The following is a 22,739-nucleotide window of genomic DNA, read 5'->3' as shown; positions in this document are numbered from 1 at the left end:
GAACCGGTCAGGGAAGCCTTTTTTAATTCGAATACAGATCCAGCAGGCGCCGGGTATAAATTTCAATATTCTCCGGCAGGCTTACATCCAGCGTGCGCAGCAAGGCCTGGGCATGGCGCCGGTAATCCTCCAGCTGCGCGTCATGCGTGGCAAACGCCTGCAATACCGCCTGGCCGCCGGCGAAAGAATCGAATTCCGGATAGTAGTAACCGTAATCCTTGATGAACTCCGAGTTGTGGATCAGCGGATAAGCACCGTACAAAGCTTCGTAGTACAGGTAATTCTGGCCGTTTTCCCAGTGATGCGAAATGATGCAATCGCCGTAATTGGCCATGAATTCATACACCGCAAAGCGTCCTTCGAAAGAAGCCAGGCCATGGTTCACCACATCCAGCGAGCGCGCAAATTGCGAGAACTTCAGGTGCTCTTTCAGGTGCAAGGTATTGCAGACGCTGAGGTGCTGCAGGAATGCCGGCTGCGCCCGATATGCCTCTTCGCATGCCAGCATCGGCAGCAGCGAGGTTTTCACCATGCAGACGTTGGGTTCGAAGCTGCACACCCGCCAGCGCGATTTACCCGGCTGGTAGCCGTAGCTGAGATGGCTGGGCAGCGTGGCGATGCCCTTGGCAAAGAACAGCGGCGTCCACAGGTGCGGCACGATGTGCACCGGCGCCCGCGCCGTCAGGCCGAAATAGTCCTTGCAGCTGCGCAGGTACTCCGGCAGGGTCCACACCGCATCGTAGGGCTTGTCGCTGCATAGGCCGCCATGCGGCTTGTTGAACATGGCGCGTTCGATGTCGATCACGTAGTCGTTGCCGACCCGCATCCAGGCATAACGTCCGCCGCGTTCGCGGAATCTCCTGACCCAGTCTTCGTTCAGCTGGGCGCTCATTTCAATCACCACGTCCAGGGTTTCCATGGCCTGCTCCAGGCCGATCATGTCTATCCCCAGGTCGCCCAGCATCATGGCGTCATTCACCTGGTCGGTCTGGCCGTCCAGCACCAGCACCGCGCGCTCGACCGCAGGCGACTGGTTGAACAACTGCACCAGGAATGCGCAGTTCTGGAAGATGCCGTTTTCCCATATCGATTGCGGCCCGGGACGCACGTACAGGGTGACGCCGACACGCAGCTTGCGTTGTGGCAGAGGATGACTCAAGGGATGGCTCATACCCCGCCCTCCACGGTGTGCTGTAGTCTTTTCACAAATGCTTCCACGTTTTCAGGGCGTGCCGGATCAAGCTTGCCCAGGTAAGCCGCGCCCGCTTTTTTATAGTCGTCCCAGAATTCAGGTTCCTGGTTCCAGGCGTCGAGCAAGGCATGGCCGCCGGCGCTGGCTTCGAAATCCGGATAATAAATGCCGACGCCGCCAGCCTTCAGGTATTCCGAATTGTGGATCAGCGGATAACCGCCGTAGAGCGTGTCGTAGTACAGATAATTCAGGCCGCACTCCCACTGGTGCGAAACCACGGCATCCATCTTCTGCTGCGCCATGCATTCGACAAAAGCCACGCGCGGCTCGTAGCTGGCCTTATGCTGCTGCGTCAGGTCGAGGTTGATGGCGAAACGGTTGAAAGTCGGATGTTCTTTCATGTGCACGGTATTCATGACCATCATGGTGTTCACCGAACGCCGGTCCAGGCGGAATGCCTGCTCGCACACCAGCATCGGAATAAAGCAGCTTTTGACGACCGAGATATTCGGCTCGAAAATCGCCGTGCGCCAGCCCGGCCGTTCGGCGCCGCTAGCGCCGACATGTGGCCGGTAGCCGAAATGATGGCCGTCTTTTTCGACCTGGTCGATCTGGCCCTGGATAAACAGCGGCGACCAGATGTGCGGCACGGCGAACACCGGCACCCGCGACACGGTGCGCAACAGGGGGCCGCTGCTTTTCATGTGATGCGGCAGCGTCCATATTTCGTGCCATGGCGTGCCGTTGAAAATCTGGCCGCTGGCGCCCTCGAACATCGGCGCTTCGGCATTGTCGGCATAGGTGTGGCCGACAAAAAAAGTGATGATCTTGACGCCCAGCGCACGGACGTGGCGCAGCCATTCGAGCGGCAGCTGCGCGCCCATTTCGATCACCACATCCAGTTCGAAAGTGACGTCGCCGGGCCGCACCAGCGGCACGTCAAGGCTGCCCAGACCCATTGCCTCAGGCATGTGGTCGAGGTCGCCGCCGTTCAGCAAAAATACGCGGCCGACTTGCGGGCTCTGTTTCAGCAGCATCACCAGGAACGCCAGGTTCTGGTTGATGCCGTTGGACCAGAGCTGTGCGCCCTGGACGGCGAAGACGGAAACGCCTACATTGATTTTTTTCATGAATTAGGAAAAATGAGAAACCATCCGGTCATGCTATCGGCTGTTGCAGCAAAGCCGCCAGCAAACGTTCATACTCGGCCGTCACCTGCGGGCTGCCGGGCAGGTAGCGGCTCATCGCCTGCCGCTGGCGCGCCAGATAATCCTGCCAGCCGGCGTCGTGCGAGTTCAGTACTTCGAGCAGCCTGCGGCTGCCTTCTTTCACATTGTTGCCCTCGTAGTAGTAACCGAGGTCGCTGCACATGTAAGCGTTATGCACCAGCGGATAACCTTGCCAGCAGACGTCGAAATAAAAATAATTCAGCGCATTCTCGATCTGATGGGAAATCACCACATCGGTCATCTGGCTCAGGAACTGCGGCGTGTCGAAGCGCCCCAGGAACACCGCCTTGTGTTCGCGCACGATATCCAGCTGGTTCATCACGGCAATGAATTCCTTGCTCTCGCGCGCCAGCCGCTCGGCATTGGTGACCTGCAGGATTTCGATATCTTGCGGCTGCTGCCGATAGGCTTCTTCGGCAATGAACGCAGGATACATGCAGAATTTCACGATATCGTTATTCGGCTCCATCACGGTGAGCCGCCTGGGACCGGAGCGCGGACGATATTCGCCGTGATGTTCAAAACCGTGGCTGCGCTGGTTGACGAAGATCGGATCCCATACAAACGGCACCACTTGCGCCGGCCGCCGGCGCAGGGTCTCGAAGTAGGACTGGCTGTTGGTGGCAACCTGGGGCACCATCCAGATCGCATCGTAGCGCTGGTTGACGAACAGGTCGTAGCCCCACATCGGCCGGTTGAACAATACCGATTGCATCACATGCACATACTCGAATCCGCAACAATAGGATATCAGGCGGCATCCTTGCGTCTTGAGGTAAGCAGTCTGGTCGGCACTGATCTGGCCGCCCAGTTCGATCAGCACATCCAGGTTGTCCTTGGCCTGCTCGAAAGTCACGGTCGGCCAGCGCGCCTGGTCCCATGGCAGCGCCGCGGTGATGGCGATCGCGGTGGTATTGACCAGGTGCACCGAAGCTACGCTTGGGCATTGTTTTAACGTTTCAGCCAGGTACACGGCATTTTGCTTGATGCCGTTGTTCCACAGCGATTCGTTTTCCTGGTGCAAACCGATGGTGATGCCGATACGCAAAGTGCCTGTGCTCATGTCTTGGATTCAAAGTAAGGATGCATCGTGTCTGTCATTTGCGCGCCGGCGCCGCCATTTTGGTCTGCTCGGTCCAGCCGTACTGCACATAACGGCGGATGATCAGGCAGCCCGGCGGCGAATCCACCAGGGATACCGAACCGCCCGGCTCGGCCGGCGACACATAAACCGTGAAAGTCGGCAGCAAAGGCGTGGCGCTATAGCCTTTCAATTCGGTGTCGGCAATGCTCTTGCATGAATACGGGGCGATCGAAATGCGCTCGGCCGACACCGAACAGGCGCCGCCGTCCTGCGGCACCGCGGTGATGGATACCGCTGCCGAAGCGCCGGCATATTCGATCCCGGTCAAGGAAAAGAACGGCCCGCGATCCGGATGGGCGCGGTCCCAGTCCACCAGTACATCGTGGGCGCCGGTGCCGTTGATGGCCAGCGCCGACAACCGCGTGATGGCCGGCTGGCACTGCTTGATGCCGACGCTGCGCGCCGCTTCCGCCAGCAGGTTTTTCGGTCCCGCAGCGGTAGCCTTGGCGCCGGGCAGGTCCGCCTTCATTTGCCCGCGTGCGGCTGGCATCGACGATGTTAAAAGAATGGTGCAGATCAGTGCCAGCCATGGTTGCCGGCGTGCGCTTGGTAAACCTGTGGATTTGCTTGTGTCAGAAATAGGCGGTGCATGCATCATCAGCTGAATCCGTTTATGGTAAGCGGGACGCCGAATCCGGCATCCGAGGTAGCAGGGGTTGTTGGTTCCGGCACAGGCACCTCGGCCGGCACCGGCTCCATGGCGGGTTCCGGTATCGGCGCGGTTGCCGCCGGCAGCGGCTGGATATCAGGCGCACCGGGCGGCGGTGTTGCTGGCGCAGGTTCCGTGGCGGGCGTTGCCGGCGGTGCAGTTGACTCCATGGCAGGCAGGGTCGATGGTGTTGCCGCAGGCTCCGCCGCGGGAACTGCCGGCGCCGGCGTTGCAGGTACGGCAGGTTCTACAGCCGGGACAGCCACCGGCGCCGGAGCGACCACACCGGCCTTGGCAGCCGCCGCAGCTTGTTCGCGCTTCATCATGACTACCACGGCCTTTTCACACTCATCCTCGCTGTCGCATGGGAGGATGAAGTCTTTTCCCTCCCACCAGCCGCGCAGCACATAGATGCCATTCTCGGCTCGCCGGCCTTTGCCGTCGCTCAGCATCTCCTGGTATTGCGGGTGCGCCGGCGGAAATGTCATGATCCCGTAGCCCAGCTGGTGGCCGCGATGCCATTGTCCGCTATACACGGAGCCGTCGACAAAAGTCACCCTGCCTTCACCTTCCGGCAGGGAGTCGATAAACATGCCGTCAAAACGATTGCCGGGTTCTTCCACGCCCGTGGTGTGGCCGCGCATTTTTCCCTGCTCCATGTTGCCGGTCAGCTCGGACACCTGCTTGTTGCTGTTGAGCCAGCGCACGGTGCCGGGACCTTGCGCCAGGTCGTTCTCGCAGCGCCCGCTCCAGCGCACCGTGACGTCGCGGTTGAGCGCCCCCGGGCTCCAGACCTTACAGCCGTTGCTGGTGTCCGCAGCCCAGTGCCGGGGCGTTTCGGCCGCACCGCTGTTCGCCTGCAGGGTGGTCGCACCGGCCGCAGCGGGAGCGTTGGCGGCCCCTGCCGCAGCTGGTGCACCCACCGTCGCGGCCAGCAATGCGCAAGCCAGTAGCACGGCTTGCATCCCATTCCTCGCCAATGGCCGAGATCGATAACCTGCCGCGTCGCAGGCCGAACTCGAATCACCTGGTTCTTCCGAATCCCTGCTTATTATCGTGCTGATTGTCGTGTTCATTGGTGGCTATCGATAGTTGAACAGCGTTGAACAACTCCTTGCTACCGTTTTTTTTCAGGCCCAAAACCCTGCCGGCCGGCGAGCGTATCAAAACAACATTGTATTGTTCATATCTTACGACAAATGCGGCCGGAGAAATCGCTTGCCCAGCCGCGCCGCCAAGAAAAATTTACAGCACTACCGGCACACCGCCCTGGGCGCTGATCATGCCCGACAGTGCGGCAAAAAACTCTGTACCGTCGCGGGTATTGACCCAGCTGCCGCCCTGCTGCCGGTAGTGGAAACCGCCGGATTTGGCGGCAATCCATAATTCCTGCATCGGCGCCTGGCTGTTGACGATGATCTTGCTGCCGTTGTCGACAAATTCGATTTCCAGCACATTGCCGCTGCGGCTGCATTCCACATCCAGGTCGGTATGGTCGGCAGCCTGCTCCAGCGCGGTCTCGATCTTGCCCAGGGCGGCCTCCGCCGCAGCCAGGAATTCTGATTCTGTCATGCTACACTCCAATCCATTTCGTTAAACTGTGATTCTAATCCGTGAAGCCTATTTTTGATTTGCCGCGTATCGTAGCGATCGTTGCCATGATCCCCGTTACGCTCAGCCTGGCCGCCTGCGGCCAGAAAGGCCCGCTGTTCATGCCGGCCAAGCTGCCGCCGCCTATTGTCAGGACCGCCCCGGCGCCAGCCAAGCCGAATGTTGCCCCAGCGACATCTGACGAAGCCATTACCCCGGCGCAGCCGGAAGCCGTGGATATACCAACAACAATACCCGTCACCAGATAAGTTGCCTCTATGTCGTATTTTTCATACAAGAATGGCGTCCTGCACGCTGAAAACGTCGCGCTGAACGCCATTTCGCAGCAATTTGGCAGCCCCACCTACGTCTACTCCAAAGCCGCGCTGACAGCCAATTTTTCAGCTTACGCAAATGCCTGCAAGCAACACAGCCAGGAACCGGATGGCGCGCTGATCTGCTATTCGGTCAAATCCAACTCCAACCTGGCTGTGCTGCAAGTGCTGAATCAGCTCGGCTCCGGTTTCGATATCGTCTCGGGTGGCGAATTATTGCGCGTAATCGCCGCCGGCGGCGATCCGTCCAAGGTAATTTTTTCCGGCGTCGGCAAATCGCGCGAGGAAATGCGCCTGGCTTTGTCGCACGACATCCTCTGCTTCAACGTCGAGTCGGTGCCGGAACTGCACCGCCTGAACGAAGTTGCCGGTGCCATGGGAAAACGCGCCGCCATCTCGCTGCGCGTGAATCCTGACGTCGACGCCAAGACCCACCCTTACATCTCGACCGGCCTCAAGGAAAACAAATTCGGCGTGGCCTACGACGAAGCCCTGTCCTGCTACCGCACCGCCGCGGCGCTGCCGCACATCGACGTCGCCGGCATCGATTGCCACATCGGTTCGCAGCTGCTGGACGACGCGCCCATGCTGGAAGCGCTGGACAAGCTGATCGAGCTGGTTGACCGGCTGGCGAGCGAAGGCATCCATTTGCATCATCTGGATATCGGCGGCGGTATCGGCATTACCTATGACGATGAACAGCCGGTCGTGATCGGCGACTACCTGGGCCGCCTGTTTGCCCGCATCAATGCCTGGCGTGAAGAAAAATACCAGGGCGCGCCGATCAAGGTGATGTTTGAACCGGGCCGTTCGATTGTCGGCAATGCCGGCATCCTGCTGACCGAAGTGCAGTACCTGAAACATTCGGAAGCCAAGAATTTTGCGGTGGTGGATGCCGCCATGAACGACTTGATGCGGCCGGCATTGTACGAAGCCTGGCATGGCGTGCAGACTGTCGGCCAGCGCAGCACGGCAACCCAGGTGTACGACGTGGTCGGACCGGTATGCGAATCGGGCGACTGGCTGGCGCGCTCCCGTTCGCTGGCGATCGAAGCCGGCGACCTGCTGGCGCTGATGTCGGCCGGCGCTTACGGCATGACCATGTCTTCCAACTACAACACGCGCGGCCGCGCGGCTGAAGTGATGGTGGATGGCACGCAAGTGCACCTGATCCGGCAGCGCGAAAATCCGGCAGATCTGTTTTCCCTGGAATCGCTCATATCGCCCTAAGCCGCAGAGAAACAGGAAGACCATGCGACAGTTCTTGCTCAGCGCCATATCTTCCTGTTTCCTGATCCAGGCCGCACACGCCGCCCATCCGCTGGTGACCGACGATACCAGCACCCAGGACAGCGGCAACCGCCAGATCGAACTGAACACCGACTGGCTGCGCCAGGATGCGATCCATAGCCACGTAGTGAATTTCACCTACACCTACGGCTTGCTGAAAAATGTCGATCTGTATGCCAATCCGCCGGCGACCTTATCCAGCCCGTCAGGCATCAACGATGTCGCGCTAGGTGTTAAATGGCGCTTCCTGGAAGACGGCGATTTCAGCCTTGGCCTCAAACCGGAACTGACGCTGCCCAGCGGTGATCCTGAGCGAGGGCTGGGCCACGGCCGCAGCAGCATGTCCCTGACGCTGATCGCCAGCTACCAGATCGATTCCTGGGCCTTCAGCGGCAACCTGCAGGCCTATTACAACCGCTATCGCCTGCTGGCCGACCGGCAGGCCAACCGCACCATGATCTGGCGCGCTTCCGCCTCTGCGCTGTATGCGCTGGATCCGAAGTGGAGCCTGGTGTTCGACGGCGGCGTCGTCAGCAATACCGAACGCGCCAGCGACAGCAGCGGTGACCGCCACGCCAGCAGCAATCCCGGTTATCTCCTGACCGGTGCGATCTATTCCCCGAATCCCAATCTTGACCTCGATGCCGGCATCAAGTTCGGCCTCGGCTGCGGCGCCTGCGCGGCGCAGGTCCAGCGTCAGGTCGGGGTAGGCGTTACCTGGCGCTTCTGAGCCCGCTTCTAAGCCCGCTTCTAAGCCGAAATCCGCTGGCCGCTGCGGTTGCTGCGGCTACGTAATGCGAAGTACACCCGCACCAGCAGCAGCAAGGCGACGATTGCACCGAACACAATCGGCTTTTCGAAATTGTGCTTGCCGGCGCGCATCCACCAGAAATGCAAGATGCCCAGCATGGCAATCGCATACAGGCTGCGATGCAGCCACTGCCAGCGCTTGCCACCCAGGCGGCGGATCATGCCGTTGGTGCTGGTCAGTGCCAGCGGTATGAGCAGCACGAAAGCAATGAAACCGACAGTAATGAAAGGGCGCTTGACGACGTCCTTTAACATCTCGCCGATATCAAAAAAATGATCGAACCAGAGGAAAGTCGTGAAATGCAGGCAGGCATAAAAGAAGGCGAACAGCCCCAGCATGCGACGCAATTTGACAAGCCAGTTCCAGTTGGTGAAACGCCGCAGCGGCGTCACTGCCAAGGTGATGCAAAGGAAATACAGGGTCCAGTCGCCGCTGCTGCGCGTGATGAATTCGATAGGGTTGGCGCCCAGGCGGCCGGTAAACCCGAACAGCAGCAGGCGTGCGGCCGGCAGCAATGCCAGTGCGAACAGGAAGGCTTTCAGGAACGTGAATTGCCTGGGCGTTGGATTGAACATGCTGCGCGCTCTCGCTCTCTGTGCCGCTCTAGAAGAACTTCTTCAGGTCCATGCCGGCATACAGCGGGGCGACCTCGTTGTAGCCGTTGAACATCAAGGTCTTGCGCTTCTTGGTGAAAAAACCGTCTTCGCCGATGCGGCGCTCGGTAGCTTGCGACCAGCGCGGGTGATCGACATCCGGATTGACGTTGGAATAAAAACCGTACTCGCGCGCGGCGGCGATGTTCCAGGCCGTGCGCGGCTGCTCCTTGAGGAAGCGGATCTTGACGATCGACTTGGCGGACTTGAAGCCGTACTTCCAGGGCAGCACCATGCGCACCGGCGCGCCGTTCTGGTTCGGCAATACCTGGCCGTACATGCCGAAGGCCAGCAGGGCCAGCGGATGCATGGCTTCATCCATGCGCAAGCCTTCGATATACGGCCATTCCAGCACCGGCGCACGCAAACCCGGCATCTGGCGGTTGTCGGCCAGCGTCGTGAATTCAACGTACTTGGCGTTGCCGGTAGGTTCCACTTTCTTGATCAATGCAGACAGGGAATAACCGGTCCAGGGAATCACCATCGACCAGCCCTCGACGCAGCGCAGCCGGTAGATACGCTCTTCCAGCGGCGCCAGTTTCAGCAGACTGTCGATATCCAGGGTCAGCGGCTTCTTGACTTCGCCTTCGATGGCAATCGTCCATGGCCGCGTTTTTAATGTCCCGGCATTTTCGGCAGGATCGGTCTTCTCGGTGCCGAACTCATAGAAATTGTTATAAGTGGTGGCGTCCTTGAAAGGCGTCGCCTTGTCCATCACCACATACGCAGGATTGGCTTTCGCCGCCAGTTTCTGGGCGCCGCCGGCCTGAGCCCAGGCCTCGCCCGCCGAAAGCTCCAGCAAACCGCCCGCGCCTGCCGCGCCTACGGCAAGTTGGCGCATGAAGCTGCGGCGCGATTCAAATACTTCACGCGGCGTGATTTCGGAAGAAAACGGGAGATCGATTCCGTTAGGGCGACGATAGAGCGGCATGTACATCTCCGGCAAAATTGATGTGGCTAATAATGCTTAGTCAGGGCAGCTGACGATTCCTTACAAGGACAGGCCAGAAACCTGCCGGCCCGGCTTATCCAGCGATATTGATATGCTCGTGCAATTCCGCCAGCCGGGAAATCACTTTAGCCTGTTTCGGCAGCTTCGCTTCGACCTGCTCCGGCTGCAAGGCGAATACCTGCATGCCGGCCGCCACGCCCGCCTGCACGCCGGGCAAGCTGTCTTCCACCACTGCGCAACGCGAAGGTTCGACGCCCATGGTCCTGGCGGCGTGCAGGAACAGGTCTGGCGCCGGCTTCCAGGAACCTACGTCATAGGCGCTGAAAATGCGCCCTTCGAAATAGGGCCACAGCCCGGTGACGCTGAGCGACACCTTGATCTGGTGCAAAGGGCCGTTGGAGGCCATGCAAAACGGCACTTTCAGCGATTGCACCAGTTCCAGCGCGCCTTCGATCGGCTGCAGGCGCTGGTGCAGCACCGGTGCGATGCGGTCACGCAGGACCTTGGTAAAATCGGACGGCAGCGAGCGGCCGAACATCTGCTCCAGCTCGGCCACGCAATCGGCCATCCGGCCGCCCTTGAAGCGCTCCAGCGCCAGCTCGGCCGACAGCGGCATGCCCAGCTCGGCCAGGTAGTCCACCATCACGTCGGTTGCCACCGTTTCACTGTCAACCAGCGTGCCGTCGCAATCGAAAATCACTAAATCTACAGCTGCGGTTTCCTGCTTTGCCATCTGATCAAAGTTCTCCGTATGAATGCAAGCCAGACAGGAACATGTTCACGCCGAGGAAAGCGAAGGTCGTCACCAGCAGGCCAATCAGCGCCCACCAGGCCGCGACCTGGCCGCGCAAGCCCTTCATCAGCCGCATGTGCAGCCATGCCGCGTAGTTGAGCCAGACGATCAGCGCCCAGGTTTCCTTCGGATCCCAGGACCAGTAGCCGCCCCATGCTTCGGCTGCCCACAGCGCGCCGAGAATGGTGGCGATGGTAAAGAAGGTGAAGCCGACGGCGATCGCCTTGTACATGACGTCGTCCAGCACTTCCAGCGCCGGCAGGCGGTCGACCAGGTAGCCATGCGATTTCAGCAGGTAGGCCACCGCCACCATCGCCGACAGCGCAAAAGTGCCGTAGCCGATGAAATTGGCCGGCACATGGATCTTCATCCACCAGCTTTGCAGCGCCGGCACCAGCGGCTGGATTTCGGCGGCGTCGCGCGACACCATGTACCACAGCAGGAAGCCGACCGCGGCCGAGATCACCAGCAGCACGAACGCGCCCAGCTGCCGGGTGCGGTAATGCTGTTCGTAGTACAGGTAAAACAGCGCGGTGATCAGGCTGAACAGCACGAACACTTCGTACAGGTTGGAAATAGGAATATGGCCGATATCGGCGCCGATCAGGTAAGACTCGTACCAGCGCACCAGCATGCCGGTGAAGCCCATCACCACCGCCGCCCAGCACAGCTTGGAGCCGATCGATGCGCCAAAGTCAGAGCGCGTGATCAAGCCGCCCCAGAAGAACAGGGTCGACAGGAAAAACAGCATGCTCATCCACAGGATCGCCGACTGGCTGGAGAGCATGTACTTCAGGAAGAATTTCTGGTTGGCCATGTCCAGCACACCGCCATACATGGCGATGGCCGACAGCGACAGCAACGCCAGCAAAGCCATCAGCCAGCGCACCGATTTCCAGTGCCAGCCGAGCCAGGCGAACGTCGGCGCGGCCAGCAGCAGCACGCCTTTTTCGTAGTAATCCATGTGGCTGCCGTAGCGGTTCAGGGCGAACAGCGAAGCTGCCACCAGCGCCACGGCAAACAGCCAGTCAAGCACCGACAGGCGCTTGATGAAGCTGCTGGGCGGGGAATATGTTTGCGTCAGTTCCATCATTTTCTCCATATCGTTCCGCTACTGCGCCGGAGGCGCAACGGAACTCTTGTCTCTGCCTGCCTTGCCCCGCAATCGCGCAGAGCCGGCAATCTATGCTTCAGACTGCTTTAATTGTGTTCTTAACACTTCAAACTCTTTTTCGAAATCAAGCGTCTTACGCTGTGAGCTCATCGCCATCAATGCATGCGACTGCCCAGCCGCATCCTGGTCCGGACGGATCCACACCCACAACCTGCGCTCACGCACATACAGCATCGAGAACACGCCCAGCACCAGCAGCAGGCAACCCAGGTACACCACTTTCTTGCCCGGCGAACGGGTGACCTGGAACACCGACGCCTTGATCTCGTCAAAACCGGTCATTTGCAGATATACAGGCGCATTATAGAAGCTTGCATCCGACAGTGCATTGGTGGCGAGCTGCAGGAAGCGGGCGTGCTTTTCATCTGCCGGCAGTTGCTTCAATCCATCTTTCTCCCGCGCAACTTGCCACAAGTCCCACATGCTGCCGTTGAGGATCTTCATGAAAATGTCCGCGGCTTTTTCCTGCTCCTGCGGCGGCACTTGCTCCAGGAACTTGGAAATCGCCAAATATCCAGCCAATTCGCCGGCCTGCCCGCCGACCTGTTTGTCGCTGCCGGCAAACAAAGACAAACCGCGCATGGCCGATTGCTCCAGCTGTACGCGCAGGGTGGCGATGCCCTCCCGGCTTTCGGGAATCGCGCGTTGTGCATAGCGATGCGCCGCCGCCTGGCGCAATTCCGGATTCAGCAGCGCCGCCCGCATGCGCATCCACTCTTGCACGGTATCTTCGTCATCGGCGGGAATGCGCAAATAGCGGAACGGCTCGTCCGGCGTGTCGCGCACTCCGGCCAGGAACACATAGGCATCGTCGACCTTGATCGACTGCATGTAATTGCTGAATTCGCGCGCCTGGCCGGTCTTGTCGCGCAGTTTGTACTGCACGCTAGGGCCGACATTCCTCAAATCCTTCTTGTTGGCGCTTTTCGCCGCATTGCCAAGGTGGCTGCTCAGATCCTCGCCCAGGCGCTGGTTGAGGCTCTTGGCCTTGGTCACGGCGCGCAGATCGTCACCCGATTGCGCCATATTTTCCACGTTAAACGGACGGAAACCAGACCATTCAATCGTATAGTCGGTATTGCCGTTATTGACTAACGGCGTGGTGCCGTTGACTTCGCCGCTCACCGGGAAGCTGGCAGTGCCGGCGCCGGCCATCGGATAGGCGGTCAGCTTGAGTTTGCTGCCGCCATCTTCGAAGCTCGACTGGTAGACCGCGATGCCCTTGTAGATCAAGGGCTGGTTGACCTTGATGGTGGCCGCGAAAGTATGGCCGTCGGCGTTATCCCGGATCACCACTTCGCTGGCGAACAGCTTGGGCATGCCGGTGCTGTAGAAATCGATGATGAATTTCTTGAGCTGGATGGTGAACGGCAGATCCTGGATCATCACGCCGTCTTTTTGCGGGATGATGGCGGTGCTGCTGGCGGAGCCTTCCGGGATCAGGGTATTGCCGCGGAAGGTGGGATTGCCCAGCCCCAGCCGGTGCTCTTCCGGGATCTGGGCGATGATGCCGTTGCCGTTGAACGGCGTTTTACCGTACAGCCATTGCTGGGCGCGTATCGGCAGGTCCGAATCCAGCAGGCCGCCGATGCAGATGATCACGATCGCGCTGTGGGCAAAGATGTAGCCCCATTTGTTGGCGGCGCCCTGCTTGGCGCTGATCAGGGTGGCGTTGTCTTTCGCCACCAGCTTGGTCTTGTAGCCCTTGGCGGCAATCCGTTCCGCCAGCTGCCGCGCCAGTTCGGCCGGCGCCGTAGCCGAAGTCCATTCCGCCTTGTGGTGGAAGTTGCGCAGCGACTGCTCGCGCACGTTTTCACGCCAGCTGCGCACGTCCTTGATCATCTTCGGCGCATTGCGCGCGATGCACAGGGAAGTCGAAATCACCAGGAAGGTCATGATCAGCAGGAACCACCAGGATGAATACACCGCGTACAAACCCAGCTTGCCGAACACCTCGAACCAGAACGGACCAAACTGGTTGACGTAGTTCGGCATCGGTTCATTCTGCTTGAGCACCGTGCCGATCACCGAGGCGACCGCGATGATCGTCAGCAGGCTGATGGCGAACCGCATCGATGACAATAATTCCACCGCGTCAGCCAGCCAGCGCCGGCTGGTCTTCAACTGGATTCCCGCTGTAGTTATCTCGTCAACCTTGACTTCGCTGTTACTTGTGCTCATAACCAATTTGTCTTTTTGAAAAGAAAAAGGGGCGGCCTAGGCCACCCCTGAATTCGCGAACTATTATTATTTTCTTATCTCAGTCCGGCGATGTAATCGGCAACCGCCTTGATTTCATCATCCGACATGCGCTTGGCGATCGTCGCCATCATCGGGCCATTCTTGCGGGCGCCGGTGCGGAAATTGGTCAGCTCGGTCACCGTGTAGTCCTGGTGCTGGCCGCCGATGCGTGGGAACTGGGCCGGGATGCCGGCGCCGTTCGGGCTGTGGCAGCCGGCGCAGGCCGGAACACTCTTTTCGGCAATCCCGCCGCGATAGATTTTCTTGCCCAGCGCCAGGCTATCCTTGTCCTTGGCGGCGCCCGGCTTGGCTGGCTGCGCATCCAGGTAGGCGGCGATGTTTTTCATTTCATCGTCGGTCAGCAACTTGGCCAGCGGCGACATGATCGGGTTACTGCGGCCGGCGCCCTGGAAATCCGTCAATTGCTTGTGGATATATGCCGCATGCTGGCCGCCCAGTTTCGGGTTGGCGCTGATGGTCGAGGCGCCTGCAGCTCCGTGGCAGGAGACACAGGCAGTGATGTTGCGCGCTGCGTCGCCATTGGTATACAGTGCTTCGCCCTTGGCTGGATCCGCTTTGGCAGGCCCGGCGGGTTGAATCTTCGGCGCATCCGCCGCATGGGCAACCGAGGAAAGCGCAAGCACTGCAACGAAGAAAGATGTCACTACTGGAAAAAACGCACGGTTCATTCAAACACCCTGAGACTTGATTTTAGAATTCGGTGGCGACGAAGCTGGCCGGCTAAGCTACATCAGCTGATCGCCTGGCTCCCAAAGGCCATCAGCCGTGTATAAGGTAATGCTAAGCGGAACAGCAGTACATAACCCCTTATTGTACAATAGCTTTCCGGCATTTTTGCCTCCCCTTACCGCATTTTCTGCTCAATCCATGTCCCTACTTTGGCAAGCCCGCTTCTTTACCACGGTCAATCATCTTCGAGACTTGCCAACTTTGCAAGTCCCGGAGATCGCTTTTGCCGGCCGTTCCAACGCCGGCAAATCGACCGCCATCAATCTTTTGTGCAATCAGAAGAAGCTGGCTTTTGCGTCTAAAACACCTGGCCGTACCCAGCACATCAATTATTTTTCCATAGGCGGCGCCCATGTCGCCCAGCATCGCAAGGATGAAACCAAGATCGACGAGATCCGCGCCTTGCTGGTCGACCTCCCGGGTTATGGCTATGCGGAAGTGTCCGGTTCGGCCAAGCTGCACTGGCAGCAATTGCTCGGCGACTATGTGCGCCGCCGCCAGCAGTTGGCGGCGCTGGTGCTGATCGTCGACTCGCGCCGTCCGTTTACTGAACTCGATGTGCAAATGGTGGAATGGTTTGCGCCTACCGGCAAGCCGATTCATTGCATCTTGAGCAAATCCGACAAGCTCAACCGCAACGACGCCACCAACGCGCTGCGCCAGGCCCGTACTTTCCTGGCGAGCTATGTCGATGAAAACAATCAGCAACTGCCATTTACCGCACAGCTGTTTTCGGCGCTGAACCGCAGCGGGCTGGAAGAAGCCAATGACCGAATCCTGGAACTGGCTGGCCTGACAGGCGCGGCCGGTGATGTGCCTGACGCAACTGCAGCGGGCGACGACGAAGAGAAAGTTTAGTAACTGCACTAAACATAAAAAAGCCCTGGAGAAAGGGGAATATCTCCAGGGCACAATGCCTTATCACCAAAAGCGATACGGCCCCGCTCAGGGAGGGAAGCGGGAGGCGAATGATGCACCTATTGCTAGGAGAAGGACTGACCCGAAAAAGTTCACGACTTTTTTATTTTTCGGCGAAAATATTAGCGAAGTAAGCTGCAAGTTCGCTTTCCACCCACTTGATATCTCAGAAACCGACATGCCACATTCTCAGAAAACCGCCCAGTTTCCAGCCATCCGCATGCGCCGCATGCGCAAAGATGCGTTTTCGCGCGCGATGATGCGGGAGAACACCATCACCACCGCCGACCTGATTTATCCGGTCTTCATACTGGATGGCAAGAATCAGCGCGAAAAAATCAATTCGATGCCGGGAGTTGAACGTCTGTCAATTGACCTGCTGTTAAATGTGGCAGAAGAATGCGTGGCTTTGGGAATTCCGGTCATCGCTTTATTCCCGGTCATCAATCCGTCGCTGAAAACCCCGGACGGCATCGAAGCCACCAATCCGCAAGGCTTGATCCCGCACGCCGTGCGCGAACTGAAACAGCGCTTTCCCGAACTCGGCATCCTGACCGACGTCGCCCTCGACCCCTACACCAGCCACGGTCAGGACGGCGTGCTGAATGCCGACGGTTATGTGCTCAATGACGAAACCTGCGCCATCCTGGTCAAGCAGGCGCTGACGCAGGCCGACGCCGGCGTCGATATCGTCGCGCCCTCCGACATGATGGACGGCCGCATCGGCGCCATCCGCCATGCCCTGGAAACCCACCACCACATCTATACCCGCATCATGGCGTATTCGGCCAAGTACGCTTCGGCGTTTTACGGGCCGTTCCGCGACGCCGTGGGTTCATCCGCCACGCTTGGCAAGAGCAACAAGAACACTTATCAGATGGACCCGGCCAACAGCAACGAGGCTTTGCATGAAGTCGCGCTGGACCTGGCCGAAGGCGCTGACATGGTGATGGTCAAGCCGGGCATGCCTTACCTGGATATCGTGCGTCGCGTGAAAGACGAATTCAAGGTGCCGACCTTCGCCTACCAGGTCAGCGGCGAATACGCGATGATCAAGGCTGCCGCCCAGAACGGCTGGCTGGACCATGACAAGACTATGATGGAAGCCATGCTGGCATTCAAGCGCGCCGGGGCCGACGGCGTGCTGACATATTTTGCGCTGGACATCGCCCGCCACCTGAAAAAAGGCTAAACGCCGGCTACTGGAAAAAGGGCCGTGCCGGATTACAAAAACACGGCCCTGTTTTCCATCGAGTGCATCGACGACATTACTACTCAGCAACGTCGTCGAATATGCCTGCAAAATCTTCTTACCTGCTTCAAATTCCTCTTTTTTGCATCCTGGCCACAATAATTGCAAGTTCATGCATTTAGGTTTGACTGCATAGACGATAATAATTATCATTCACGTCTTTATCTCCGGTCAGCCATTCTTCTCAAACCCGACTACGGTCGCGCTGTGAGCAAGACCAGCCAGCACCAGCATTTCCCCTAGCCTGCAAAGAAATAGAACAATGACCTCGCTCAAGAGTCCTCACCACCTTATTGTCCGCCGCTGTTCGGCTGCGGTCGCACTCGCTTTCCTGAGCCTGCCTGGGCTGGCCCAAACCGCTGCCGCTCCGGTCGCAGCCGACGATGCCGACACCTCGACGCTGGAATCGATCCAGGTCAGCGCCGACTGGCTCGGCAGCGGCCTGCAAAACAGCGTGAAACGCTTTCCGGGCGCACGCACCGTGGTCAAGAAAGAGGAAATCGAGAATAGCGGCGCTTCCAATATCGGCGACGTGATGCGCCGCATCCCCGGCGTGCAGTCGACCGATAACTCCGGCACCGCCGGCAGCGCGATCTCGCTCAATATCGGCGTGCGCGGACTGACCGGGCGTTATTCGCCGCGTTCTACCGTGCTGCTGGACGGCATCCCGATGGCGGTGGCGCCATATGGCCAGCCGCAACTGTCGTTTGCGCCGGTCAGCCTGAACAACATCGAAGCGATCGACGTTGTGCGCGGCGGCGGCGCGGTGCGCTATGGTCCGCAGAACGTCGGCGGCATCATCAATTTCAAGACCCGTTCGATTCCAACCGAACCTGGCTTCAACGGCGATGCCAGCGCGCGCTACAACGGTTATGGCGGCGGCGAATCGAACCGGCAATACAGCGCATTCGTCGGCAGCCAATTAGACAACGGCGTTGGCCTGGCGCTGCTGTACTCCGGTTCCGACGGCTCCAGCTGGCGCGCCGGCAGCCGGGAAACGGTCAACGATTTTGCGCTGAAATTCCGCTACCAACTGACACCGGACTCGGAGTTCTACGGCAAAGTGTCCTACTACGACGTCAACTCGCGCACGCCCGGCGGCCTGACCGTGGCGCAATACAATGCCGATCCTTTCCAGAATACGCGTCCCACCGATTACTGGAGCGGCACCCGCAAAGGCATCGACGCCGGTTATCTCAACACGCTGTCGGCCACCCAGGAATTCGAAGTCCGCACCTATTACAACGAAAGTTTCCGCCAGAGCGTATTGATCTCCGGCGCCAACCTGGTGCACCAGCCGCGCAATTACGAGGTGCTGGGCATCGAGCCACGCTACACGCAACGCTTCAACCTGGGCCAGACCACCAACGACGTCTCGGTCGGCTACCGCTATGTCCGCGAGCGCGGCAACGACAACAGCTTCAATGAGGCTATCGCCAGCGGCTCGCTGACGCCGCAGACCACGTTCAACAACGCCACCGATGCCCATTCTGCCTATATCGACGACAAGATTTCGTTTGGCGCATGGCGTATCACGCCAGGCGTGCGCTTCGAACACATCAACTCGACCCGCGACGACCTGAAGGCGCGCAGCACCTACGAAACCACCAACAACAAGGCCTTGCCGTCGCTGAATATCGCCTACCTGCTGACGCCGGACCTGACCTTGTTCACCAACTACACGACCTCGTTCGGACCGGTGCAGAACCTGCAGCTGAACTCGCAGTCGGCGACCAACCCGCTGATCCCGGAACTGGCAAAAACGGTGGAAGCCGGCGCCCGCTGGAAGAGCCGCCAACTGTCGGCCGAGGTGACGGTATTCGACATGCGCTTTGATAACCAGATCCAGCAGGTTGCAGGAACGGTGCCGGCAACCTTCATGAACATTGGCAAAACCAAGCACCAGGGTATTGAAACCGCGGTTGACTATACCTTCGATAAAGCCGGCAAACTGGCCGGCCTGAACCTGTACGCCAACTACAGCTACACCCGTGCACTGCAGGAATCCGGAGCGACCCGCGGCCTGGATGTGCCGTTCTATTCGCGCAACACCGATACCGTCGGCTTGCGCTACCAGACCGGTCCGTGGGGCTTCAACCTGTCGAGCACGCATCAAAGCAAGCAGTTCGCCGACAACGCCAATACCATCGCCGAAAGCGCCGACGGCAGCAATGGCGAGATTCCCGGCTTCCGCACCTGGAATACCCAGGTCGACTGGAAAGTCCCTGGCGCCAAAGGCTTCGACATCCTGGCCGGTATCAACAACCTGGCCGACAAACGTTATTACACTCGCAACGTCGACGGCAACGCCGGACGCATGGTCGGCGCACCGCGCATGGTGTATGTACAAGGACGCTATGCGTTTTAGATGTTTTAAATGGACCGTCATATAGCGGCACTTGCCGCATGCAGCGCAAAAATGGAAGCCCGGTTTCGGCTTCCATTTTTTTTGTTCGAGGAAACCCTCCTCCTGCATTGCCCAGGCTTTCGGTTACCATGCAAAACAACAATATCGATCGCGGCAAGCGACAGGAGACAAAGATGCAAGAAAAAGTGATTACCCTGGCGACGCCGGTATTCTTTTTGTTGATAGTCATCGAGCTGGCCGTCGGCCTGCTGCGGCGGCACAATACCTACCGCCTCAACGACGCGATCAACAGCATCAGCCTGGGCGTCCTGAGCCAGGTCAGCGGCGTGTTCATGCAAGTGCTGCGCATCGGCATCTACGCCTGGCTGGCAAGCCACATCGGGCTCTTCAAGCTGCCGGCCGACAGCATCTGGGTATGGCTGTCCGGCCTGCTGCTCTACGACCTGTGCTATTACTGGCTGCATCGCTGCGGCCATGAAGTCAATGTCTTGTGGGCAGCCCACGTGGTGCACCACCAAAGCGAAGACTACAATCTTTCCACTGCCCTGCGCCAGACCAGCAGCGGTCCGTTCCTGAGCTGGATCTTTTATGTGCCGATGGCAGTGCTTGGTTACCCGGTGGAGGTGTTTGCCGCCGTGGCGCTGATCGACCTGCTGTACCAGTTCTGGGTGCACACCCAGCAGATAGGCAAGCTGGGATGGCTGGACCGGGTGCTGGTGACGCCGTCGAACCATCGCGTGCACCACGGCGTCAACGATATTTACCTGGACAAGAACTACGGCGGCATCCTGATCCTGTGGGATCGCCTGTTCGGCACCTTCATCGAAGAGCGCGACCAGGATCCGGTGGTGTACGGCACCCGCAGCCCCCTGCGCAGCTGGAACCCGGTCTGGGCCAACTTCGAAGTCTATAAAGTGCTGTGGCTGGATGCCTGGCGCGCGCAGCGCCCGGGCGACAAGCTGCGAGTCTGGCTGAAGGCGCCGGGCTGGCGTCCAGCCGACGTCGCGGCAAAATGGCCGGGCACGCCTTTCGATATCGCCCGGCCGCTGTATCATCCGCTGCTAAGCCTGGCCGCCCAGGTCTACTGCCTGGTGCAATTCACCATCGTATTGCTGGTCACCACCCATTTCCTGGCGGCGCAGGTCGCCATGTCGTTGCCGCTGGGGCTGGCTTACGCCACGTGGCTGGTGGCAGGGTTATGGATAGTCGGCGGCCTGATGGAAATGCGCCCGCGTTACATCGCCCTGGAAGCATTGCGCCTGGCGGCGACCGGCGCCGGGGCGGCGATCGGCAAAGTCTGGTTTGGTGGGGTATCCTTGTCACCGCTGCTGCAGGGCGCCGTCATTACCGTATCGCTGGTGTCGATGATCGCTCTCTGGCTCATATTTAAACGCTTCTCGACAATGCATGGACATCTTTCTCATCAGTGACAACCAGGTCAGCCAAAGCAAGGAAATACCAGATGCCGTACCGGTCAAAGGTTTCCTCTGGATCGACGCCACCCACGAAGAAGTAGGCGCCGATCCGGAAGCCTGGCGCAACGCCATCACGCTTGCCACCGGCGTGCAGATCTACGATCCACACATGACGGATACGCTCAACCCCAACCATCCTTCGTATTTCGATTCGACCCAGGATTACGGCATGGTGGTGTTTCGCAAGCTGGTGCTGAACGGCAACGGCAATCCTCGCACGACTGAAAACGGCGTCCCGATTGCCGCGGACAAGATTGCTGCACCACCAGCTGCAGCGCCCGAAAGCGAAGTCAGCAAACGCCGGATTCCCGCAGCCTTGAGCAAACTGGCGACGCAGCCGGTGACGTTCCTGATCATGGACCATGCGCTGGTCACCGTGCATGAACGCTTCAGCCGCACTATCGATGCGGCGCGCGCACGTCTGCTGGACCTGTGCAACAAGACTGAAAAGACGCCGCATTCGACACGCCCGCCAACCTCGCCGGAAGATCTGCTGCTGCGCCTCATCAACGCCATGGTCGACCAGTACCTGGACCTGCGCCAGCCACTGACGACGCAACTGGATCGCTGGCAGCGCGCGCTGCTCGATCCGCGCCGGCCGTTCAAGGACTGGATGGCGCTGCTGGATGCGCGGATTGAATTGCGCAAACTGGAAAACCTGTGCGAAGAGCAGCACGACGCCATGCAGGAACTGCGCGACTACTTTGTCGACATCGACGACGGCGTTGAAATCAGCCGCGCCAAAGACTTGCTGCTGGTGCGCATCAACGATGTGATGGAACATATAACGCGCGTGCTGAACCACGCACGGCGGCTGGAATCGTCGATCGAGTCAGCAGTGCAAATTCATTTTTCCGCGGTGGCCCATCGCACCAATGAGATCATGCGCACGCTTACGGTCATCACCGCGCTGTTCATGCCGCTGACCTTGATCACCGGGATTTTCGGCATGAACTTCAACGAAATGCCGCTGCTGAAAAACAATGCCGGATTCTGGATCACGATGGGCAGCATGGTGGTGATCGTGGTCGGCATGCTGGTGTTCTTCCAGCGCCGCCGTTACCTGGAGAGCCAGGCGCTGGAACGGCGCTGAGCAGCCTCTTGGGGCAATAAAAAGCCCCGTTCTCGACGGGGCTTTTTCACTTCCTGGCCTTGCAAAGCGGCGGCAAAATCAGTCGCGGTTGGGCTGCGGAGTCAAGCGCAGATAAGGACGGATCGCCTTGTAACCCTTAGGGAATTTCTGTTTCAGGACTTCGGGATCCTGCAACGATGGAACGATCACAACGTCTTCCCCGTCCTTCCAGTTACCCGGCGTCGCAACCGAATAATTATCGGTCAGCTGCAAGGAGTCGATGACACGCAGGATCTCGTCGAAATTGCGCCCTGTGCTGGCCGGATAGGTGATGATCAGGCGTACTTTCTTTGCCGGGTCGATCACGAACAGCGAACGCACGGTCGCCGTTGCGCTGGCGTTCGGATGGATCAGGTCATACAGTTCGGACACCTTGCGGTCGGCATCGGCGATGATGGGGAAACCAACTACGGTGTTCTGCGTTTCGTTGATATCCTTGATCCATTCCTGATGCTTGTCGGCAGGGTCGACAGACAGTGCGATCACCTTGACGCCGCGCTGTTCAAACTGCGATTTCAGCTTGGAAGTCAGGCCGAGTTCGGTAGTGCAGACCGGCGTGAAGTCGGCCGGATGCGAAAACAACACCACCCATGAAGAGCCGGCCCAGTCATAGAAGTTGATCTTGCCGAGCGAAGAATCCTGCTCAAAATCGGGGGCGACGTCGCCAAGGCGTAAAGTCATTTCAGTCTCCTTTGGATTGCATGGGGGGATTGCGTGAGGATTGCAAAAACGCATCGAACTAAAACTATAGCCTTACGGCGGCCACAGCCTAAAGAATTTTATCGACTATC

General features: G+C 59.1%; 21 protein-coding genes. 8 read left to right on the top strand and 13 right to left on the bottom strand.

Annotated elements, in window-relative coordinates:
* Positions 1-22: 22 nt before the first annotated feature.
* The 6 genes from CFter6_RS03165 to cyaY form a co-directional block, all read right to left on the bottom strand.
* Entirely contained in the window at positions 23-1,171 is a 1,149-nt protein-coding gene (locus tag CFter6_RS03165) for a DUF2827 domain-containing protein (protein ID WP_061538691.1), read from the bottom strand.
* Positions 1,168-2,322 (bottom strand): DUF2827 domain-containing protein, encoded by a 1,155-nt coding sequence (locus tag CFter6_RS03160; protein ID WP_061538690.1) that lies wholly within the window; start codon positions 2,320-2,322, stop codon positions 1,168-1,170. The genes CFter6_RS03165 and CFter6_RS03160 overlap by 4 nt, the downstream gene beginning before the upstream one ends.
* Positions 2,323-2,350: 28 nt before the next feature.
* Positions 2,351-3,484, bottom strand: a complete 1,134-nt coding sequence (locus tag CFter6_RS03155; RefSeq protein WP_061538689.1) for a DUF2827 domain-containing protein — start codon at positions 3,482-3,484, stop codon at positions 2,351-2,353.
* A 34-nt stretch (positions 3,485-3,518) separates the two neighbouring features.
* The gene (locus tag CFter6_RS03150) at positions 3,519-4,034 is read right to left on the bottom strand and encodes a hypothetical protein (RefSeq protein WP_236904502.1); all 516 of its coding nucleotides are present in this window, start codon (positions 4,032-4,034) and stop codon (positions 3,519-3,521) included.
* Positions 4,035-4,162: 128 nt separating this feature from the next.
* Complete coding sequence (locus CFter6_RS03145; protein ID WP_061538687.1) at positions 4,163-5,179, bottom strand: MORN repeat-containing protein; 1,017 nt, start codon at positions 5,177-5,179, stop codon at positions 4,163-4,165.
* A 280-nt stretch (positions 5,180-5,459) separates the two neighbouring features.
* Positions 5,460-5,786 carry an iron donor protein CyaY gene (gene cyaY / locus CFter6_RS03140; RefSeq protein WP_061538686.1) on the bottom strand — a complete coding sequence of 109 codons (327 nt, stop codon included), beginning with the start codon at positions 5,784-5,786 and terminating at the stop codon, positions 5,460-5,462.
* A gap of 41 nt (positions 5,787-5,827) precedes the next feature.
* Here cyaY and lptM point away from each other — a divergent pair, with 41 nt between their 5' ends.
* The 3 genes from lptM to CFter6_RS03130 are packed head-to-tail and all read left to right on the top strand — an operon-like array spanning position 5,828 to position 8,159.
* Positions 5,828-6,073, top strand: a complete 246-nt coding sequence (gene lptM, locus CFter6_RS24870; RefSeq protein WP_082814570.1) for an LPS translocon maturation chaperone LptM — start codon at positions 5,828-5,830, stop codon at positions 6,071-6,073.
* A 9-nt stretch (positions 6,074-6,082) separates the two neighbouring features.
* Entirely contained in the window at positions 6,083-7,369 is a 1,287-nt protein-coding gene (gene lysA / locus CFter6_RS03135) for a diaminopimelate decarboxylase (protein ID WP_061538685.1), read from the top strand.
* A gap of 22 nt (positions 7,370-7,391) precedes the next feature.
* Positions 7,392-8,159: a transporter gene (locus CFter6_RS03130; RefSeq protein WP_061538684.1), complete on the top strand. Its 768-nt coding sequence runs from the start codon at positions 7,392-7,394 to the stop codon at positions 8,157-8,159.
* Positions 8,160-8,179: 20 nt separating this feature from the next.
* Here CFter6_RS03130 and CFter6_RS03125 read toward each other — a convergent pair whose 3' ends face one another.
* From CFter6_RS03125 to CFter6_RS03100, 6 genes are all read right to left on the bottom strand, one after another.
* Complete coding sequence (locus tag CFter6_RS03125) at positions 8,180-8,815, bottom strand: protein-methionine-sulfoxide reductase heme-binding subunit MsrQ (RefSeq protein WP_061538683.1); 636 nt, start codon at positions 8,813-8,815, stop codon at positions 8,180-8,182.
* 28 nt (positions 8,816-8,843) lie between these two features.
* Positions 8,844-9,824 carry a protein-methionine-sulfoxide reductase catalytic subunit MsrP gene (msrP, locus tag CFter6_RS03120; RefSeq protein WP_061542190.1) on the bottom strand — a complete coding sequence of 327 codons (981 nt, stop codon included), beginning with the start codon at positions 9,822-9,824 and terminating at the stop codon, positions 8,844-8,846.
* A gap of 94 nt (positions 9,825-9,918) precedes the next feature.
* Positions 9,919-10,578, bottom strand: a complete 660-nt coding sequence (locus CFter6_RS03115) for an HAD family hydrolase (RefSeq protein WP_061538682.1) — start codon at positions 10,576-10,578, stop codon at positions 9,919-9,921.
* A gap of 4 nt (positions 10,579-10,582) precedes the next feature.
* Positions 10,583-11,728, bottom strand: a complete 1,146-nt coding sequence (ccsB, locus tag CFter6_RS03110; RefSeq protein WP_061538681.1) for a c-type cytochrome biogenesis protein CcsB — start codon at positions 11,726-11,728, stop codon at positions 10,583-10,585.
* A gap of 93 nt (positions 11,729-11,821) precedes the next feature.
* Positions 11,822-13,993, bottom strand: coding sequence for a cytochrome c biogenesis protein ResB (locus CFter6_RS03105; protein WP_061538680.1), 2,172 nt, complete (start codon positions 13,991-13,993; stop codon positions 11,822-11,824).
* A gap of 74 nt (positions 13,994-14,067) precedes the next feature.
* Positions 14,068-14,742 carry a c-type cytochrome gene (locus tag CFter6_RS03100; RefSeq protein WP_061538679.1) on the bottom strand — a complete coding sequence of 225 codons (675 nt, stop codon included), beginning with the start codon at positions 14,740-14,742 and terminating at the stop codon, positions 14,068-14,070.
* Positions 14,743-14,941: 199 nt separating this feature from the next.
* Between CFter6_RS03100 and yihA the strand changes: the two genes are divergently transcribed.
* From yihA to CFter6_RS03075, 5 genes are all read left to right on the top strand, one after another.
* Complete coding sequence (gene yihA / locus CFter6_RS03095) at positions 14,942-15,661, top strand: ribosome biogenesis GTP-binding protein YihA/YsxC (protein WP_061538678.1); 720 nt, start codon at positions 14,942-14,944, stop codon at positions 15,659-15,661.
* Positions 15,662-15,899: 238 nt separating this feature from the next.
* Positions 15,900-16,913: a porphobilinogen synthase gene (hemB, locus tag CFter6_RS03090; protein WP_061538677.1), complete on the top strand. Its 1,014-nt coding sequence runs from the start codon at positions 15,900-15,902 to the stop codon at positions 16,911-16,913.
* Positions 16,914-17,235: 322 nt separating this feature from the next.
* Positions 17,236-19,341 (top strand): TonB-dependent receptor family protein, encoded by a 2,106-nt coding sequence (locus tag CFter6_RS03085; RefSeq protein WP_061538676.1) that lies wholly within the window; start codon positions 17,236-17,238, stop codon positions 19,339-19,341.
* A gap of 173 nt (positions 19,342-19,514) precedes the next feature.
* On the top strand, positions 19,515-20,771 hold the full coding sequence (locus CFter6_RS03080) for a sterol desaturase family protein (RefSeq protein WP_061542189.1): 1,257 nt from the start codon (positions 19,515-19,517) through the stop codon (positions 20,769-20,771).
* On the top strand, positions 20,749-21,909 hold the full coding sequence (locus tag CFter6_RS03075; RefSeq protein WP_061538675.1) for a magnesium transporter CorA family protein: 1,161 nt from the start codon (positions 20,749-20,751) through the stop codon (positions 21,907-21,909). Before CFter6_RS03080 ends, CFter6_RS03075 begins: the two co-directional genes overlap by 23 nt.
* 78 nt (positions 21,910-21,987) lie before the next feature.
* Here CFter6_RS03075 and CFter6_RS03070 read toward each other — a convergent pair whose 3' ends face one another.
* Positions 21,988-22,629 carry a peroxiredoxin gene (locus CFter6_RS03070; RefSeq protein WP_061538674.1) on the bottom strand — a complete coding sequence of 214 codons (642 nt, stop codon included), beginning with the start codon at positions 22,627-22,629 and terminating at the stop codon, positions 21,988-21,990.
* Between the last annotated feature and the right edge of the window lie 110 nt (positions 22,630-22,739).

Source organism: Collimonas fungivorans (assembly GCF_001584145.1).
Lineage (GTDB): Bacteria > Pseudomonadota > Gammaproteobacteria > Burkholderiales > Burkholderiaceae_D > Collimonas > Collimonas fungivorans.
Note: the sequence above shows the minus strand (reverse complement) of the source record. Positions and strands in the feature narration are given on the sequence as shown.